The sequence below is a fragment of the Vibrio ostreae genome (genome assembly GCF_019226825.1).
GTDB lineage: Bacteria > Pseudomonadota > Gammaproteobacteria > Enterobacterales > Vibrionaceae > Vibrio > Vibrio ostreae.
The window spans coordinates 1,976,334-1,995,702 of sequence record NZ_CP076643.1; the positions used below are offsets into that span (position 1 = coordinate 1,976,334).

Below are 19,369 nucleotides of genomic sequence, written 5' to 3' on the forward strand. Positions count from 1 at the left end.
AACTCGCCAATCAGTTTAAGAAGTAAAGTCTGTAAAGCCCCGCTCACCGAGCGGGGCTTTTTATTTGCCTTGTCCTCACTCAATTGCTTCGGAAATGCCTCACCATCCACTTTACCTCTATTTCCTGCCCTCTGCGCTAGCGAACCTTGCTACAATCTGGGCTCTGTTTTCTGACTGGTCGCCAAACAATGCCTTATCATCTCGAAGTCTGTATCGACACCATTGAATCTCTGCCGCATGCTCTGGCTGGCGGAGCCACCCGTATCGAACTGTGCTCGTCACTGGCCCTGGGCGGCCTGACACCAAGTTTCGGTTTAATGCGCCAGGCCGCGCAACGTTCCAGTGTCCCGGTGTACGCTATGATCAGGCCGCGCCAGGGCGATTTCCTCTACGACGCTGACGATATCGCCTGCATGCAATACGATATCGCGGCGGCCCATCAGGCAGGATTGCAGGGCGTCGTGCTGGGACTGCTGACTGAACATGGTCAAGTGGATACACAGCGCTGCCGGAAACTGATCGAACAGGCGCACAGCCTTGGCCTTGGCGTAACCTTTCACCGCGCCTTTGACCAGTGTCAGGACGCGCAGCAGGCGCTGGAGAGCATCATTGAGCTTGGCTGCGAGCGGCTGCTCACATCAGGTCAGGCGCCAACGGCGCTGCAAGGTGCCGACCTTATCGCCGAGCTGGTCAGGCAGAGTAACGGACGGATTGCGATTATGGCGGGTGCCGGGGTGAATGCCGCCAATGCGCCGCTCCTGGCGCAGCACACCGGCGTGACTGAGCTGCACCTGTCGGGCAAAACCACCCGCGCCAGCAAGATGCGTTTTATCGCCGCGCAGAGCAAAATGGGCGCCGCTGCAGTGGATGACTTTGTGGTACCGGTCACCGACCGTCAGACGATTGCCGATACCGCATCAGCTCTCAAATCAGGAGCATAAGCCTGTTGATGCATTAGGTCGGTGCTAATATGCGCTTATCAAAGGAGTGAACGATGACCAAATTAAAAAGAAAAGTGTACGAGAAAGAGCTCGAACGGCTGCAGGTTGAACTGGTTAAGCTGCAAGAGTGGGTCAAACATGAAAAGCTCAAAGTCGTGGTCATTTTTGAGGGCCGCGATGCCGCCGGCAAAGGCGGCGTCATCAAGCGTATCACCGAAAAGCTCAATCCGCGGGTGTGCCGGGTTGCCGCTCTGCCCGCACCGACGGAAAAAGAGAAAACCCAGTGGTACTTTCAGCGTTATGTAGCCCATCTGCCGGCGGCTGGTGAAATCGTGCTGTTTGACCGCAGCTGGTATAACCGCGCCGGGGTAGAGAAAGTGATGGGATTTTGCAGCGGCGAAGAGTATGAAGAGTTTCTGCGCTCCTGCCCGGAATTTGAACGAATGTTGCAGCGCTCCGGGATTATTCTGCTCAAATACTGGTTCTCGGTCTCTGATGAAGAGCAGGAAAAGCGCTTTCTCGAGCGGATCAAAACCCCGATTAAACGCTGGAAGTTCAGTCCGATGGATCTGGAGTCCCGTCACCGCTGGGCCGATTACTCCAAAGCGAAAGACAAGATGTTCGCCTACACCGATACCAAGCAGTGCCCGTGGTGGGTGGTGCCTTCCGATGACAAGCGCAGTGCACGCCTTAACTGCATCAGCCATCTACTCAGCAGCATCGAATATCGCAGCATTGAATATCCGCCCATCCACCTGCCGGAAATCAACAAGGAAGGCTATGTTCGCTCGCCGATAGAAGAACAGACGCTGGTACCGCTCAAGTATTAACCCGCACGATAACAGCGCCGCTTGCGTCGGCGCTGTTATTTAGAGCGATTGATGTACGCACCGCTCTTTATATACGCGCCGTTCTTTGTGTAGGCTCAGGTCTAACGCAGTGCGTCATCGATGCCTTCATCGCCAAGGTGGCGCACATCCTTACCTTTGACGAAATAGATGATGTACTCACAGATGTTCTGGCAGCGGTCGCCGACCCGCTCGATGGAGCGCGCCGACCACATCACCTGCAGAATATGCGGAATGTTTTTCGGGTCTTCCATCATGTAAGTCATCAACTGACGAATCACCGCTTCGTACTCTTTGTCGAGCTTGTCATCCAGCTTATGCACCAGAGCAGCCGCTTCCACGTCCATACGCGCAAACGCATCGAGCACCTGATGCAGCATATCTATTGCCTGACGACACAAGGGTTCGAGCGAGACATGAAACTGACTCTCTTTAGCATCCGGGCTCTCAATCGCCACATAAGCAATTTTGGTCGCCACATCGCCGATTCGTTCCAGATCGGTGATGGTCTTAATGATGGCCATGATCAAGCGCAGGTCTTTTGCCGTCGGCTGGCGCTTGGCAATAATGCGCGTGCACGCCTCATCAATCGACACTTCCATCGCGTTGACTTTATGGTCATCGCGCACCACTTTGCGCGCCAGATCTTCATCACCTTTATTGAGCGCCTGCATGGCAAATGACAACTGCTGCTCAACCAGGCCTCCCATCGTCAGCACATGCGTGCGGATCGACTCCAGCTCCACGTTAAACTGTCCTGAGATATGACGACCTAATTGCATATTGATTCCTTTATCGATTAACCGTAGCGCCCAGTAATGTAGTCTTCAGTCTGTTTTTTCAATGGTGAAGTAAAAATAGAATCGGTATCTGCGTACTCGATCAATTTTCCCATATGAATAAAAGCGGTATGGTCACTGACCCGGGCAGCCTGTTGCATATTATGGGTGACGATCACCACGGTGTACTTGGTTTTCAGCTCGTGAATCAGCTCTTCGATCGTCAGGGTGGAAATCGGATCCAGCGCCGAAGTCGGTTCATCAAGCAGCAGAACTTCCGGCTCAATCGCAATCGCACGCGCAATCACCAGGCGCTGCTGCTGACCGCCGGACAGCCCAAAAGCATTCTCATGCAGGCGCCCTTTAACCTCATCCCACAAGGCGGCCGCGCGCAGCGCATGCTCAGCGGCATCATCCAGCGCGCGGCTGTTACGAATCCCCTGCAGGCGTAACCCATACACCACATTCTCGTAAATCGACTTCGGAAACGGATTGGGGCGTTGAAACACCATGCCGACCCGGCGGCGCAGCGTCGGCACATCCACGTCCGGCGAGTAAACATTCTTGCCATGCAGTTTGACTTCGCCCTCGACCCGGCAGCCTTCGACCAGATCATTCATCCGGTTGATGCAGCGCAGCAAGGTCGATTTGCCGCAGCCGGACGGGCCGATAAATGCCGTGACCTGGCCTTTGGGAATCCGCATCGAAATATCGTTCAATGCCCGGGTCTGTTTGTAAAACAGATTGAGGCCTTCGATCGCAATCGCAGTCTGTTTATCGGTTAAGTTGTTGACGTCGAGCGGCGCCTGGTAACCCAGCGCCTGATTGACAGAAAGCATTTAATCTTGTCCTAAAGTTCGGTATTTCTCGCGTAAGTTATTACGAATGCTGATCGCCGTGAGGTTGAGCGCCACAATCACTGTCACCAGCAAAAATGAGGTCGCGTACACCAGCGGGCGCGCCGCTTCAATATTCGAAGTCTGAAAGCCGATGTCGTAAATATGAAAACCGAGGTGCATAAACTTACGTTCCAGATGAACAAACGGGAATTCCCCGTCCACTGGCAGACTTGACGCCAGCTTGACCGCCCCGACCAGCATCAGCGGTGCCACTTCACCCGCCGCACGCGCAATCGCCAGGATCAGTCCTGTAATCATAGCAGGGCTGGCCATCGGCAGAACAATGCGCCAGATGGTTTCAAACTGAGTCGCGCCTAACGCCAGAGAGCCGTGGCGTACCGAGAGCGGAATCCGGGTCAGGCCTTCTTCGGTCGCCACAATCACCACCGGCAGCGTCAGCACGGCCAGAGTCAGGGCTGACCACAACAGGCCAGGCGTCCCGAACGTCGGCGCAGGCAGACGCTCGGCATAAAACAGCTGGTCGATCGAGGCACCTATGGTGTAAACAAAAAAGCCGAGGCCAAACACACCGTACACAATGGACGGAACCCCGGCGAGGTTAATCACCGCAACCCGGATCAGGCGGGTAAAGGTATTGTCTTTGGCGTATTCGTGCAGGTAAACCGCGGCCACCACACCGAGCGGCATCACGATGACCGACATGATCAGCACCAGAAAAACCGTGCCGAAAATGGCGGGGAAAACGCCGCCTTCCGAGTTGGACTCACGCGGATCATCGGACAGAAATACCCACACCTGCTTGCCCCACTGCGCAATTTTTTCCCCCAGCGTCATGTCATTCGGAAACCAGTAATCGAGAATCTGACTGAGCGGAATCCGCACCTTGAGGCCATGCATATCTTCCATCAGCAGCGCCTGATGACTGAGCTGGGAGCGCAGAAAATCAAGGTGCTGCTCCGCCTCAACCAACTTGGCATCCAGCGCTTGCTTGCGCTCACGATAACGAGCCAGATAGTCGTCAGTTAGCTTGCCGTTCAGTTCATGACGGCGCCGCTCAAGACGCAGGTTTTCGACCTGATTACCAATCTGGCGAATCTGTTGATTAATCACGCCATCCATCTCGGCGCGCTGTTCCTCGGCCTGCTCCAGCCCCTGGCTGAGCAAGGTCTCGATGTGCGGGCTGATGTTGCCATTAACCTGTTCAAAACCAAGCGGCTTGCCGTAAAACTGGCCGTCACGGGCCCGCTCTATCACCATCCAGCCGGCGGGTTTGGTCGGCTCACTCAGCTTGAGCGCCAACATAGAGACAAAATCGCTGCCATACAGTTCACGGTTAGCAATTTTGATATTGAGCCGTGTCGCGCTGCCCGCTTCGATCACCTCGTCCGGTAGCTCGATATCCATATCCTTCAAATGGCTGACCGGCACCGATTCCGATGCATACAACTGCCCCACCAAATACTGACCATCTTGCGATTGCCACTGGTAAAGTGGCGCCGGCCAGAAATAGGTCAGCCCTTTCCAGCCGATCAGCAGCAGCAACCCCAGTACCGAAATCAGACTCAGGCTGACTGCACCACCGGTTAACCAAATCCATGGCGCGCCGGATTTCATCCAGTGCGAAATTTTCATCTGCAATCCATTAGTTTCCTTGGTAACCTATTAATTTCATTGGTAACTCATTAATTTCATTGGTAACCCATTACAACGAACGATACTTAGCGCGCAGTCGCTGACGTACCCATTCCGCCAGCGAGTTAACCGCAAAAGTAAACATAAACAGCAGTAACGCCGCCAGGAACAAAATACGGAAATGCGAGCTGCCCACTTCTGATTCCGGCAATTCAACCGCAATCGTGGCCGACAAGGTGCGCATGCCTTCGAGAATATTCCAGTCCAGGATTGGCGTATTACCGGTCGCCATCAGCACGATCATGGTTTCTCCCACTGCGCGTCCCAGCCCCATCATCATCGCCGAGAAAATACCCGGACTGGCAGTGAGCAGCACAACATGAATCAGGGTCTGCCACGGTGTCGCACCCAACGCCAGCGAACCATCGGAGAGGTGCTTCGGTACGGAGAAAATCGCATCTTCCGCGATGGTGAAAATGGTCGGGATCACGGCAAAGCCCATGGCAAAACCGACCACCAGCGCATTACGCTGGTCAAAATCGATACCGTGCTGGGCCAGAAAAACCTGAACGTCGCCGCCAAACAGCCAGCGCTCAATGTCTGTGCTGTACGACAAAATCACCACGCTCACCACCAGCAGCACCGGGATCAGGATCAACGCATGCCAGCCACCAGCTATTCTGCGCAGCCAGGTTTTCGGCAACGATGACCAGACCAGGCCTATCAGCACCGCCGACAAAGGTAAAAACAGCACCAGCGCGGCAATCGCACTGAGGTTATTCTCCACAATCGGCGCAAACCACAACCCGGCGAGAAAACCGATGATCACCGTCGGCAGCGCTTCCATCAGTTCAATACTCGGCTTGACCACCCGGCGCATTTTCGGGGCCATAAAATAAGCGGTATAGATGGCGCCCAGCACCGCTATCGGCACCGCGAACAGCATGGCATACAAGGCCGCTTTAAAGGTCCCGAACGCAATCGGCACCAGGCTGAATTTGGCCTCGAAATCATCACTGGCTGATGTCGACTGCCACACATACTGCGGCTCAGGGTAGCTTTCGTACCACACTTTCTGCCACAGAGACGAGAATGACACTTCCGGATAGCCGTTATCCACCTCAGCCACGCTGATGGTGCCACGATCATACGTCGCCAGATAGCGTTCATTGGATGACATCGCCGCCAGCTTCGGCACCTGCTGATAGGCGCGGGCGAACACCACCAGTTTGTCGCTGGTGGTGTAGTGACTCTGCACCGTACCGTTCTGATAAAAACTGTAAAAGCCCTTACTGTAAGTATCCGGCAGAATAAAACGCAGCTGCTCGGCCAGTTTAAAATCCCGGATCTGGGTCAGGCGGCGTTCACCATCGCGTAACACGTCAAACCATTGAGTGACCAGTCCGTCCTGATGGGAAACCAGCAGTGAGTAGGAACCGGACAACAGATAGATGGCACTGACAGCATGGTCGGCTTGACCCTGGCTGAGATCAATCACCTCACGCACGCGGTAATTCAGGCCGTCGCGCACTGCCACCGCCAGCTCAGAACCGGTGCGCAAATATAAAGTGCGTCCGTCCGGAGTCAGCTTGATCTCATCAAGCTGGTCAAACGGGGCCGCAAAAGTAAAGTCATGACGAATGGCCGGATTGCCCCGCTCAGCCCAATGCACAGAAACCTGATTATCCGACTGGTAAGTGGCTAAAAAGACCGTGCTGTCGCTGACCGCAAGCGCCAGTTGCTGAATATGAATTGACTCCGGCAACAGTGGCCAGTCCGTACCGAGCGACAGCGCTTCCAACTTAGGAATAAACAGACGCCCCTGCGCGCTGACGGTATTGGTAAAATGGGGACGGGCGATATAGACCCGGTTAGCCGCGTCCGTCACGGCGAACCAGCGCGTATCGGCCATACCAGCCGCAAACTGCACCGGTTCCAACGGCAATGATCCGCGCCACAATGGCTGGCTGCGCTCATGATTGAGCGACCAGAATTCGGCCTTGCCCTGCGCGCTGAGGACAAACGCGTGCTCACCGTAATCATCCACCGCCAGCATCTTAGGCGCCGGCGTGTTAATCGGCTGACTGGCATAGCCGGTTTCCAGTTTCGCATCAGAAAACAGCGGCAGGACCACCAGAACCAGATAGATAAAGATCAGAATCAGGGCGCCAAGCACACTGACACCACCACCAGTCACTGCAAGACGGACAAGACGATCCTTAATAATTCGTTTTTGATCCCGCTCTTTCAATGAAAACTCGGCCTGTGCCATCAATCCCTCTACCTCTGCCGCTCCGCTACACGAAAATGTCATCAAAATGCGATTGCACGCCCGAATACGAGCAGGCCTTAACCTGTCTGAAGGGGAACGCCTGAAGAGTGTGACTCTCAGCGGTGAAATCCGGCCTGGGTGACAGAGTGCCTGTAAACCTTATGGCGACCGGTTTGCGCAGTGCATTTATTGAAGATACTCAAGTACAAGATTATAGGTCTGTTAAGTGACAATTATATTACAGATCACATTAAACAACTGAAAATAAAACAACTATAGAGAGTACGCACTTTTGCAATAAAAGTGTCATATTTAAAAACTAATTTGCAATGAATACCCCAGGGTTAATAACTAAACAATCATTAAAAAGTCATTTTAATCCGACACAAAATCACCAGAACAAGTCAGTAGGTAAGTCATGAGCGCGGAAAAGTTGTATATCGATAAAGAATTAAGTTGGCTCTCTTTTAACGAGCGGGTGCTGCAGGAAGCCGCCGATAAGACCGTGCCGCTGGTGGAACGTATCCGTTTTCTGGGCATTTTCTCCAACAACCTGGATGAATTCTATAAAGTCCGCTTCTCCGATGTAAAACGACGTATTCTGATCAACCGCGAACGCGGCGGCAATGACTCCAATAAACACCTGCTCAGTCGCATGCAGAGCAAAGCATTCAAACTCAATCAGGATTTCGACAACCTGTATAATGACATCATTCTTGAGATGGCACGGCGGCGTATTTTCCTGGTCAATGAAACCCAGCTCGATGAAGCGCAGCAGCGCTGGATCAGCAAGTATTTCCATAAAGAAGTGCTGCCGCACATTACGCCGCTGCTGATGAAAGATGACATTGATGTGCTGCAGTTTCTCAAAGATGAATACGCCTATATCGCCACCGACATGAAAAAAGGCGACGAATCCCATTATGCGCTGATCGAAATTCCGACCGATCACCTGCCGCGTTTTGTCATGGTGCCGGAACAGAAAGGTAAACGTCGCAAGACCATCATTCTGCTCGACAACATCATCCGTTACTGCCTGGACGATATTTTCCGCGGCTTTTTCGATTACGACTCGCTCAATGGCTACGCCATCAAAATGACCCGCGATGCGGAATACGATCTCAGTCATGAAGTGGAATACAGCCTGCTGGAGCTGATGTCGGAAGGCCTTAACCAGCGCCTGACCGCGATGCCGGTGCGTTTTGTTTACGAGCGCGATATGCCGGAGCAGATGCTCAATTTCCTGTGTGAAAAGCTGCAGATTTCCCATTACGACAGCTTGCTGCCGGGCGGGCGCTATCACAACTTTAAAGACTTTATCGGCTTTCCGAACGTGGGACGCGACTATCTGGAAAACCGTCCGCTGCCGCCAATCAAGTGCGCCGATTTTGAAGGCTACCTGAATGCGTTTGACGCCATCAAAGCGCAGGACATCCTGCTGCACTACCCGTACCACAGCTTCGAGCACATTACCGAGTTGGTCCGTCAGGCGTCCTTTGACCCGAAAGTGGTCAGCATTAAGATCAATATCTACCGTGTGGCCAAAGACTCTCGTCTGATGAACTCGCTGATTGATGCGGTCCACAACGGCAAAAATGTCGTGGTGGTAGTCGAACTGCAGGCCCGTTTTGATGAAGAAGCCAACATTGAATGGTCACGGGTGCTGACAGAAGCCGGCGTGCACGTGGTGTTTGGTACACCGGGGATGAAAATCCACGCCAAACTGCTGCTGATCACCCGCCGTGAAGAGAATGAATTTATCCGTTACGCCCATATCGGCACCGGTAACTTCCACGAAAAGACCGCGCGTATCTATACCGACTTTTCTCTGCTGACCGCCGACAAAGATCTCACCAACGAAGTGCGTAACGTGTTCGGCTATATTGAAAATCCGTTCCGCCCGGTGAATTTCAATCATCTGATTGTCTCACCGCGCAATTCACGTAACCAGTTGTACCGTCTGATCGATGAGGAAACCGCGCATGCCCTGGCGGGTAAAAAAGCAGCGATTACCCTGAAAGTCAACAACCTGGTCGACCCCGGCCTGGTCAATAAACTGTATGCCGCCAGCAGTGCCGGCGTGCAGATAAAGATGATCATTCGCGGCATGTGTTCTCTGGTGCCCGGCTTAGAAGGCATCAGCGATAACATTCGTATCATCAGTATTGTCGATCGCTTCCTGGAGCACCCGCGGGTCCTGATCACACATAATGAAGGCAATCCCAAGGTTTATATCTCTTCTGCTGACTGGATGACACGTAATATTGATCACCGTATCGAAGTGACCGCACCAGTGCGTGACGAGCGGCTGAAACAGCGTATTATAGACATCATCAATCTACAGTTTACGGATACCGTCAAAGCACGGGTGATCGATAAAGAAATGAGTAACCGCTACGTTAACCGCGGTAACCGAAAGAAAGTTCGTTCACAACTGGCTATTTATGACTATCTTAAAAATGTAGAAAAACAAACACGTAAGCATAAGGGATCAGCAGATATCCATGACTCAGCCCAGCAACACGCCTGACCACGCTAAGACTGAAAACGATCAGCCAGACAACGATCAGCCAGACAATACGACACCTGGTAACGATACGCCTGCAACCGACAGCGTGAATGACACGCAGCCTGAACACGTGTCAGGTGATAGTTCAATTCGGGATGAGACCAGTACACGCGAAATCGCCGCGATTGACTTAGGATCGAACAGCTTTCACATGGTGGTGGCTAAAGTCGTTGACCAGGATTTACAGCTGATCAGCCGCCACAAACAGCGGGTCCGTCTCGCTTCAGGTCTGGATGAGCAGCACAATCTCGATAACGCATCGATAGAGCGCGGCCTCGAGTGTCTGGCGATGTTTGCCGAGCGTCTGCAGGGCATTGATGCCGACAATGTACGTATCGCCGCGACGCATACCCTGCGTCAGGCCAATAACGCGCACATCTTTCTGCAACGCGCGCAGCAAGTGCTGCCCTACCCAATCGAGATTATTCCCGGTACAGAAGAAGCGCGCCTTATCTACCTCGGAGTGGCGCATACTCAGCCCCAGGCAGAATCGATGCTGGTGGTCGATATCGGCGGCGGCAGTACCGAAATGGTGATTGGCAAGGGCTTTGATGCCGAGCTGGTCAACAGCAAACAGATGGGCTGCGTCTCCTATACCGACCGCTATTTTTCTAACGGCAAACTGTCGAAGAAGAATTTTGCTCAGGCGATGCTGGCAGCCGAACAGAAACTGGAATCGATAGCCAGTAAGTACCGCAAACTAGGCTGGAAGATCGCCTTTGGTTCATCCGGTACCGTCAAAGCGATTCACGAAGTGCTGATCGGCCTCGGATTTGATGATGGCATCATTACCGAGGAGCGGCTGGGTAAACTGATCGACAAACTGTGTGACTGGAACTCGATTGACGATATTCAGCTCTCCGGTCTGACCGAAGATCGTAAGCCGGTATTTGCGGCCGGAGTCGCTATCCTGAGTGCGATTTTCCACGCCCTTAAGATCAAAGAGATGTACTTCTCCGACGGCGCGCTGCGTGAAGGCTTGCTGTATGAGATGGAAGACAGGTTCAAGTATTCGGATATTCGCCTGCGCACCACGGAAAACCTGGCGACTAAACATCTGGTTGATTTGGAACATGCCGCCAAGGTCAAAGGCCAGGCACGCGAATTTCTCGATCAGGTCGCCGCTGAACTGGGGCTGAAAAAGAACAACGAACTGTTCGATTTGCTGGAATGGAGCGCCCTGCTGCATGAAGTCGGTCTGAGTATCAGCTTGCAGGCATTTCACCGTCACTCAGCCTACATACTGCACCACACCAACATGCCCGGCTTTAACAGCGAGCAACAACTGGTGCTGTCGACGCTGGCCCGATTCCAGCGCAAAGCGTTAAAACTCAATGAAATGGCTGATTTTTCCCTGTTCAAGAAAAAACATATTCTTGGCCTTATCCGGGTGCTACGCCTGGCCATTGTGGTTAATGGTCAGCGCAATGACGACCCGTTACCTGAGCTAAGTCTTAACATCAAAGACGACGAATGGCAGCTCAAATGCGTAGAAAAAGAGTGGCTGGAGAACAACAAGCTGCTGCATGCTGACCTGCTCAGTGAACAGGAGTACTGGCATAATGCCGGCTGGCAACTGAGCTTCTAGCTATCGGCTGACAACGAGTAAAACATCGCAGGTCAAACAAGACGGACTGCTAACATAAAACAAGCCAGCACTGTGCTGGCTTGTTGCGTTTGCGGGGGCGCAAGCGGAGCAATAGGCGTTGATTTATTCGATACCGACCTTGTGCAACTCCTGATGAACCAGATCCGGTGAGATAGGCAGATAACCATCTTTCGCGACTATGTCCTGCCCCTGCCTGGAGAAGATAAAGCGGATGAATTCACGCTCAACCGGACTCAGCTCGCGGGTCGGATTCTTGTTAATATAAACGTACAGATAGCGCGATAGCGGATAGTCACCGGACAAAATGTTAGCGCGGGTCGGCTCAACATACTGCTCACCTTCTACCGCAATAGGCAGTAACTTGACCCCGGAGACACGGTAACCGACCCCGGAGTAACCTATGGTGTTGATGGTCGAAGCCACCGACTGCACCACCGAAGCCGACCCCGGCTGTTCGTTGACGCTGCGTTTGAAATCACCGCCGCACAGCGCATTTTGCTTAAAATAGCCATACGTACCGGACACCGAGTTACGACCAAACATCTGAATACCACGTTTCGCCCACTCATAAGACAAACCAAGTTGCTCCCAGCGTTCGACCGACTCGGTCGCGCCGCAGCGCAAAGTGGCGGAAAAAATACTGTCGAGCTGAGTGAAATTAAGCCCTTTGATTGGGTTATCACGATGCACGAAGATACCAATCGCATCAATCGCCACCCGCAGCGCCGTCGGTTTATAGCCATAGGTACGCTCAAACGCTTCGATTTCGCTGCTGCGCATCGGCCGGCTCATCGGACCAAACTGAGCGGTACCTTCGGTCAGCGCCGGTGGCGCAGTGGCTGAGCCGGATGCCTGCACCTGACCAATCACATTGGGGTAAATCGATTTAAACTCTTCCACCCACAAGGTGGTCATTCCGGCTAAGGTATCGGAACCAACCGTAAGCAGGTTCCCGGCCACGCCGGGCGTCTTTTCATAGTCACTTAGGTCATAGTCACTTAAGCCATTGTCACTTAAGTCATAGTCACTTACGCCATTATTACTTAAGGCCTGTGCCGACGCCGGGCCATAACAGGCCACCAGCAGCGCCAACAGAGTTATTTTTTTCCACATGCTTACTTCACCACCAGGCGCTTGGGCAGCACAAACGAGAACTGGCTGCCGACACCAACCTGGCTTTTGATGTCTAAATGAGAGTCATGATGGGACAAGGCATGTTTCACAATCGCCAGCCCTAAACCACTGCCGCCAGTGTCACGCGAGCGCGCTTTGTCAACGCGGTAAAAACGCTCAGTCAGACGATGCAGGTGCTGCGGCTCGATACCGTCGCCTTTATCTTCCACTTCCAGACAGGCGCCCTGCGGGCTTTGATACCAGCGCACATTGATCTCGGCGCCAGGCGGGGTATATTTGACCGCGTTATACACCAGATTTGAGATCGCACTGCGTAACTGATCTTCATCCGCCAGCACGCGCAGTTTTTTATCCACCTCAAAATGGAGCTGATGCTGATCATCACCGCTCAGGCTGACCGCTTCTTTTTCCAGAATCTCCAGAATCGACGGCACATCAACCACTTCGTCCAGTTCGTGAATCGGCGAGGCTTCAATCTTGGACAAGGTCAGCAGCTGGCTGACCAGACTGTTCATGCGGTTGAGCTGCTCGGTCATCACACCGTGCGCTTTCGGCCACATCGGGCCGACCAGCATATCCGGGTCTTCGGTCATCTCCAGATACCCCTGCAGCACCGTCATCGGGGTGCGCAGTTCGTGCGAGACGTTGGCAAAGAAGTTACGCCGCATACCTTCCAGCTGCTTGAGCTGAGTCACATCACGCACCACCATCAGGTGCTCGCCCTCGGTATACGGCACGATCCGCAGTTCGAGCGAACGTTCCACATTGAGCGGCGAACGCATGTCGAGCGGCTCAGTGAAGTCGCCTTTTTGCAGGTATTTGATGAAATCCGGAGTACGAATCAGGTTTGAGATCGGCTGTCCGGCATCATCCGGCCAGCGAAAGCCGAGCAGATGCTGCGCCAGGCGGTTACACCACACAATGTTGCCTTCACCGCGAAACACCACCACCGCATCGGGCAACGATTCTGCCCCGTTGCGAAAACGACGGATCAGATTGGTCAGTTCTTTGCGCTTTTTGCGCTGGCGCTGCTGCAGGCGGTAAATGCCGTTAAACAGCGACTCCCAGTTGCCGGACCCGGAGGGCGGCGTGAGGCGCTTTTCATCCCACAGCCAGGCAGAAAGTCGCATCTGGTTATGTAAATGCCACACAAGCTGCAAAGCCGTGGCCGCCAACAGCAACCACGGCATGTAGCCGAATATCCACCCGACCACAATCCAGGGCAGGTAAAAAAAGCCAGCTCCCAGGCCAGCTTTTTCCAAGTTAAACGTTCAACCATAATGTCTTCATGCCGCATCCGATTCGGCGGAATCCAGGACCGGCGTCAGTCCCCTTACGCTTTGGTTGAGAAACGGTAGCCAGCACCGCGCACCGTCTGGATCAGCTTATCGTGACCCGCTTCTTCCAGTGCTTTACGCAAACGACGGATATGCACATCAACGGTACGGTCTTCCACGTAAACGTTCGTGCCCCAGACGTTGTTCAGCAGCTGCTCGCGGCTGTACACCCGTTCCTGGTGCGTCATAAAGAAATGCAGCATTTTGAATTCGGTCGGACCCATATCCAATGCATCATCATTGGCCGTCACACGGTGCGAGACCGGATCCAGTTTCAGGCCCTGCACATCAATCACGTCTTCCAGTGCCGTTGGCGTCACACGGCGAATGACCGCTTTGAGACGAGCCACCAGCTCTTTAGGAGAGAAAGGTTTGGTTATGTAGTCATCAGCGCCGACTTCCAGGCCACGGACTTTATCTTCTTCTTCACCACGTGCGGTCAGCATCACAACCGGAATGTTGCGTGTCAGCTCTTCACGTTTCATATGCTTGATGAAGTTAATGCCGCTGCCACCAGGCAGCATCCAATCAAGCAGAACCAGATCAGGGAAGGGTTCAGCCAGTTTATTCACCGCAGTGTCATAGTCTTCGGCTTCCACTGCCTGATAACCTTTTTGTTCAAGCACGAAACACAGCATTTCACGAATCGGCGCTTCGTCTTCAACAACCAGAATCCTTCTAGACATAATTGAATAACCTTTTTATTTAATCAACGCTGTGCATTATGAGAAATGATTATGACACTTTTGTGACCTTTGCAAACAATTTTTAATATAACTTTCTTATCAAATTCATCGTTATATCAACCTGGTTTCGGGTGGCAATTTTTTGAATTCGCCGTGAGACATTGCCAGAGAGATGTCCTATGATGTCACGCTTTCGAACAAGGAAAAGAAATAGATATGTGGTTTAAAAACTGTATGGTCTATCGCGTCAACCGCGATATCAACTTCAATGCCGACCAGCTGGAACAGCAACTGGCAGAGTTTCGCTTCACCCCTTGTGGCAGCCAGGACAAACAGAAATTCGGCTGGGTACATGCGATGGGCAAACATGGCGACATGATGACTCACGTCAGTGAAGACCGCATTCTCATCTGCGCCAAGAAAGAAGAAAAAATGCTCCCGGCCTCGGTGATCAAAGACTCACTCAATGCCAAAGTTGAAGCAATGGAAGCCGAAGAAGGCCGTCCGTTGAAAAAGAAAGAAAAAGACAATATCAAAGACGATATCGTCATCGATCTGCTGCCACGCGCGTTCAGCCGCAGCCAGTACACCTTTGTGCTGATCATGCCGTCGCAAGGTCTGATTCTGGTCGACGCCAGCAGCTACAAAAAAGCCGAAGACGTGCTGGCGCTGCTGCGTAAAACCATGGGCAGCCTGCCTGTGGTTCCGGCTATCCCGGAAGTGGCCGTCGAAACCACCCTGACCCAATGGGTCAAAGACGGCAACCTGCCGCAAGGTTTCAACCTGCTGGATGAAGCTGAGCTGACATCGACTCTCGATGACGGCGCCGTAGTGCGTTGTAAAAAACAGGAGCTGACCAGCGATGAGATTCTCAATCACATCGCTGCCAACAAGGTGGTGACTAAGCTGTCTGTCAACTGGCAGGATCGGCTGAGCTTTATTCTGGCCGAAGACTGCAGCATCAAACGCATCACCTTCAGCGATGAACTGAAAGATGAGAACGAAGACATTCCGCGCGAAGATCAGGCGGCGCGTTTCGATGCCGATTTCTCGCTGATGTGCGGTGAATTTTCCGCCTTCCTGCCGAATCTGTTCGACGCCTTAGGCGGCCTGCCGCAAGCCGACGCTTAAGCCCCTCCCCGAGTCAGGCCGGTCCATTGTGACCGGCCTGACTTTTTTGAGACAGTCGTTATCCACCTGGCAGCAATCACTCTGTCAGCTCATCCTCTCTTATCACCTGCAATCTCAACTGGTCATGGCTCACATTTTGACGTAAAATTTGCGCCCCTTCCAATGCCATCAGGTGGCATTGGCCTGACTTGAGATCAGATTGAGATAAAGAAGCAATGACTACTGAGAAAACTTTCGTACCTGAACTGCTGTCACCGGCAGGTAGCCTGAAAAACATGCGTTACGCGTTCGCCTACGGGGCAGATGCTGTGTACGCAGGCCAGCCGCGTTACAGCCTGCGGGTACGTAACAACGAATTCAACCACGAGAACCTGCAAATCGGTATCGATGAAGCGCACGCCCAGGGCAAACGCTTTTACGTGGTTTGTAACATCCAGCCGCACAACTCGAAGCTGAAAACCTTCATCCGCGATCTGAAACCTGTGGTTGATATGGGTCCGGACGCACTGATCATGTCTGACCCGGGTCTGATCATGATGGTACGTGAAGCTTTCCCTGACATGGCGATTCACCTGTCCGTACAGGCCAACGCGGTCAACTGGGCAACCGTGAAATTCTGGGCAGCTAACGGCGTTGAGCGCGTTATCGTCTCTCGCGAGCTGTCTCTGGAAGAGATCGAAGAGATTCGGGAGCACTGTCCGGAAACCGAGCTGGAAGTATTCGTCCACGGCGCGCTGTGTATGGCTTACTCAGGTCGTTGCCTGCTGTCTGGCTACATCAACAAACGTGACCCGAACCAGGGCACCTGTACCAACGCCTGTCGTTGGGAATACAAAGTTGAGAAAGGCAAAGAAGACGAAGCGGGTCAAATCGTTGAACAATTCGATCCAAATGCCGCTCAGGCAATTGAAGTACAGGAAGAGCGTCCGGAAACCACCATCGGTCGTGGTAAGCCAATTGATGACGTTGTCCTGTTATCTGAAAGCCACCGTCCGGAAGAGAAGATGGCCGCTTATGAAGATGAGCACGGCACTTACATCATGAACTCCAAAGACCTGCGTGCGGTACAACACGTTGAGCGCCTGACCAAGATGGGTGTGCACTCACTGAAAATCGAAGGCCGTACCAAATCATTCTACTACTGTGCACGTACTGCTCAGGTTTACCGCAAAGCGATCGATGATGCTGTGGCCGGCAAACCGTTCGATGAGAACCTGATGGGCACACTGGAAAGCCTGGCGCACCGCGGTTACACCGAAGGCTTCCTGCGCCGTCACACACATGACGCGTACCAGAACTACGACTACGGTTACTCTGTCTCTGACGCACAGCAGTTCGTCGGTGAGTTCACCGGTAAACGCCGTGGCGACATGGTGGAAGTGGAAGTGAAGAACAAATTCATTCTGGGCGACAGCCTGGAGCTGATGACGCCAAAAGGTAACGTTGTTTTCACTCTGGAAGCGATGGAAAACCGTAAAGGCGAAGCGATTGACGATGCGAAAGGCAACGGCCACTTCGTTTACATTCCGATGCCGCAGGATATGGATCTGAACTACGCTCTGCTGATGCGTAACCTTAACGCTGGTCAGGATACCCGTAACCCAACAGGCAAATAAGATGGCCTTATTGATCACTGATAAGTGCATTAACTGTGATATGTGCGATCCGGAATGCCCGAACGGCGCCATCTCGATGGGCGAGTCCATCTTTGAGATTGATCCGGATCTGTGTACCGAATGTAAAGGTCACTATGACAAGCCGACCTGTCAGTCGGTGTGTCCGATCACTAAATGCATCATTGTTGATCCGAACCACGTTGAAACAGAAGAAGAGCTGTTAGAGAAATTCGTGATCATTCAGGGTCTGGCCTGATAGGTTACACCCCTTCACGGCGGCGCAACCCAGACAAAAAACGGTCTCAGCTGAGACCGTTTTTTTATGCGCTTTTTTCCGTCGCCCAACTGTAGTCATCAAGCTGAATCAACGGCGCGCGCGCCGCGTTAAGCACACAGGTAAACGCAAATAACGCCGCCAGCAGATAGCCGGTCTGGAACGCATCGGCCACTACGTCCTGAGGCGTCTCCAGCAAGGTACTGATTGAGCTGCTGGCATCAAAACCGGGGATTTGCGAGTAAATCAGGGTACCAAATACCGCCGTACCGACTGACGCGCCCAGCGAGCGCGACAGCGCCGCCATAGAGGTAATCCGCCCCAGGCTGGCTTTACCAGCCACGGTCTGTATCAGCACCTGGGTCGATGGCATCACAGTGCCCAGCCCGAGGCAGCATAAAAAACCGACCGCACTGACCGCATTCGGCCCCATATCGACCGTAGCTAACGTCAGAAACGCCAGGGTACTGACGCTCATGCCGCACACCGGAATCCATTTTGGTACTCCGCTGCGGGCAATCAGTTTACCGGTGATAAACGAGCCGATAATAATGCCGGCCGAAAGCGGGATCATCAGCAGGCCGGAGCGGGCCGCGCTGACGCCCAGACCGATTTGCATAAAAATCGGCAGGAAAAACACCAGGCCAAACAAACAAGAAGCAAACAGAAACGTCGAAATCAAAGGCACATGAATCTCTTTACGCACCAGCAAAGGTAAAGGCAGAAAAGAGTGACGGACCCGCTTTTGTTGCCACACAAAGCTCACCACTAACAACACAAACCCTCCAAGTAGCAGCAGGCTGGTTTCTGATCCCCAGGCAAAGTAATGACCACCGGCCGACAGCCAGTAGATAATCGTTGTCATCAGGGTCGGAAACAGCAACAACCCGAAAACGTCGATACGGCTTCTGGCACTTTTAACCTGACTCGACTGCAGACGCGATAAACGAAACAGCGCCAGTGCGACCAGCGGCAGATTAATCCAGAACAGCCATTGCCAGGAGAGATAAGTCACAATTACCCCGCCCAGCACCGGGCCACCGATACTCGACAGCGCAAACAACGCCGAAAAGTAGCCCTGAAAACGTGCCCGCTGACGCGGCGCGACCAGTTCGCCAATCAGCGCCTGTGACAGGCTCATCAGGCCGCCACTGCCCAAACCCTGGATAATCCGCCCCGCGACTAAGCCCGGCATGTTGACCGCCAGAGCGCAGACCAAAGAGCCAAGTGCAAAAATGCTGAGCGCAATCCCGAGCATACGTTTACGACCGTATTGGTCGCCCAGCCAGCCATATATCGGCACAGAAGCCGCACCGGCCAGCATATAGCCAACCGCAATCCAGGAAGAGAGTTGGATGTCACCCAGCTCACTGACCATGGCCGGAGTAGCAGTGGCCAGCAGAGTCTGATCCACCGCGGCCAGAAACATCGGCAGAAACACCGTGGCAAACAAGCTGAGAAACGTTTTTTTATCAATAGGCTGAGACATACTTTGGTGCGACATAGTGTGATTTTATGTAATAGATTGAATACTCATGCATCATACACTGAACCCGGCGCAGAAATGCCAGAGAAGTGTGGTCGGGACAAAAAAAAGGCCACAAAGTGGCCAGCAGGAGTAACAAATCAGGAGGGTGACTTTTAGGCTTAACATCCCAGCAAGACAATCCCTGAATATAAC

14 protein-coding genes and 1 pseudogene are annotated in these 19,369 nt (G+C 53.0%); 7 read left to right on the forward strand and 8 right to left on the reverse strand.

From position 1 onward, the window contains the following. Positions 1-188 precede the first annotated feature (188 nt). Positions 189-941, forward strand: coding sequence for a copper homeostasis protein CutC (locus KNV97_RS15160; protein ID WP_136483461.1), 753 nt, complete (start codon positions 189-191; stop codon positions 939-941). A 53-nt stretch (positions 942-994) separates the two neighbouring features. After that, on the forward strand, positions 995-1,771 hold the full coding sequence (gene ppk2, locus KNV97_RS15165; RefSeq protein WP_136483460.1) for a polyphosphate kinase 2: 777 nt from the start codon (positions 995-997) through the stop codon (positions 1,769-1,771). A gap of 101 nt (positions 1,772-1,872) precedes the next feature. Here the strand turns inward: ppk2 and phoU are convergent, their stop codons facing one another. The 4 genes from phoU to KNV97_RS15185 all read right to left on the reverse strand — a co-directional run bounded on the left by phoU (position 1,873) and on the right by KNV97_RS15185 (position 7,332). After that, positions 1,873-2,571 carry a phosphate signaling complex protein PhoU gene (phoU, locus tag KNV97_RS15170; protein WP_136483459.1) on the reverse strand — a complete coding sequence of 233 codons (699 nt, stop codon included), beginning with the start codon at positions 2,569-2,571 and terminating at the stop codon, positions 1,873-1,875. A 17-nt stretch (positions 2,572-2,588) separates the two neighbouring features. Then, positions 2,589-3,407 (reverse strand): phosphate ABC transporter ATP-binding protein PstB, encoded by an 819-nt coding sequence (gene pstB, locus KNV97_RS15175; RefSeq protein WP_136483458.1) that lies wholly within the window; start codon positions 3,405-3,407, stop codon positions 2,589-2,591. Further along, entirely contained in the window at positions 3,408-5,054 is a 1,647-nt protein-coding gene (gene pstA, locus KNV97_RS15180; RefSeq protein ID WP_218563438.1) for a phosphate ABC transporter permease PstA, read from the reverse strand. It abuts the gene before it with no gap. A gap of 76 nt (positions 5,055-5,130) precedes the next feature. Further along, positions 5,131-7,332: an ABC transporter permease subunit gene (locus KNV97_RS15185; RefSeq protein WP_218562257.1), complete on the reverse strand. Its 2,202-nt coding sequence runs from the start codon at positions 7,330-7,332 to the stop codon at positions 5,131-5,133. A 418-nt stretch (positions 7,333-7,750) separates the two neighbouring features. On the opposite strand from KNV97_RS15185, the gene ppk1 reads away from it, so the two are divergent. Further along, positions 7,751-9,862 (forward strand): polyphosphate kinase 1, encoded by a 2,112-nt coding sequence (gene ppk1 / locus KNV97_RS15190; protein WP_218562258.1) that lies wholly within the window; start codon positions 7,751-7,753, stop codon positions 9,860-9,862. After that, positions 9,837-11,489 carry an exopolyphosphatase gene (gene ppx / locus KNV97_RS15195; protein WP_218562259.1) on the forward strand — a complete coding sequence of 551 codons (1,653 nt, stop codon included), beginning with the start codon at positions 9,837-9,839 and terminating at the stop codon, positions 11,487-11,489. Before ppk1 ends, ppx begins: the two co-directional genes overlap by 26 nt. Positions 11,490-11,612: 123 nt before the next feature. Here the strand turns inward: ppx and KNV97_RS15200 are convergent, their stop codons facing one another. The 3 genes and pseudogenes from KNV97_RS15200 to phoB all read right to left on the reverse strand — a co-directional run bounded on the left by KNV97_RS15200 (position 11,613) and on the right by phoB (position 14,667). Next, a complete protein-coding gene (locus KNV97_RS15200) occupies positions 11,613-12,623 on the reverse strand; it encodes a PstS family phosphate ABC transporter substrate-binding protein (RefSeq protein ID WP_218562260.1) in 1,011 nt (336 codons plus the stop codon). Positions 12,624-12,625: 2 nt separating this feature from the next. After that, positions 12,626-13,923, reverse strand: a pseudogene (phoR, locus tag KNV97_RS15205) (phosphate regulon sensor histidine kinase PhoR). Between the two features lie 54 nt (positions 13,924-13,977). Next, on the reverse strand, positions 13,978-14,667 hold the full coding sequence (phoB, locus tag KNV97_RS15210) for a phosphate regulon transcriptional regulator PhoB (RefSeq protein WP_136483452.1): 690 nt from the start codon (positions 14,665-14,667) through the stop codon (positions 13,978-13,980). Between the two features lie 216 nt (positions 14,668-14,883). Here phoB and rdgC point away from each other — a divergent pair, with 216 nt between their 5' ends. The 3 genes from rdgC to KNV97_RS15225 all read left to right on the forward strand — a co-directional run bounded on the left by rdgC (position 14,884) and on the right by KNV97_RS15225 (position 17,670). Next, positions 14,884-15,798, forward strand: coding sequence for a recombination-associated protein RdgC (rdgC, locus tag KNV97_RS15215; RefSeq protein WP_136483451.1), 915 nt, complete (start codon positions 14,884-14,886; stop codon positions 15,796-15,798). Between the two features lie 215 nt (positions 15,799-16,013). Beyond that, complete coding sequence (gene trhP, locus KNV97_RS15220) at positions 16,014-17,414, forward strand: prephenate-dependent tRNA uridine(34) hydroxylase TrhP (RefSeq protein WP_136483450.1); 1,401 nt, start codon at positions 16,014-16,016, stop codon at positions 17,412-17,414. 1 nt (position 17,415) lies between these two features. Next, complete coding sequence (locus KNV97_RS15225) at positions 17,416-17,670, forward strand: YfhL family 4Fe-4S dicluster ferredoxin (RefSeq protein ID WP_136483449.1); 255 nt, start codon at positions 17,416-17,418, stop codon at positions 17,668-17,670. Positions 17,671-17,734: 64 nt separating this feature from the next. Here the strand turns inward: KNV97_RS15225 and KNV97_RS15230 are convergent, their stop codons facing one another. Then, the gene (locus KNV97_RS15230; protein WP_218562261.1) at positions 17,735-19,177 is read right to left on the reverse strand and encodes an MDR family MFS transporter; all 1,443 of its coding nucleotides are present in this window, start codon (positions 19,175-19,177) and stop codon (positions 17,735-17,737) included. Between the last annotated feature and the right edge of the window lie 192 nt (positions 19,178-19,369).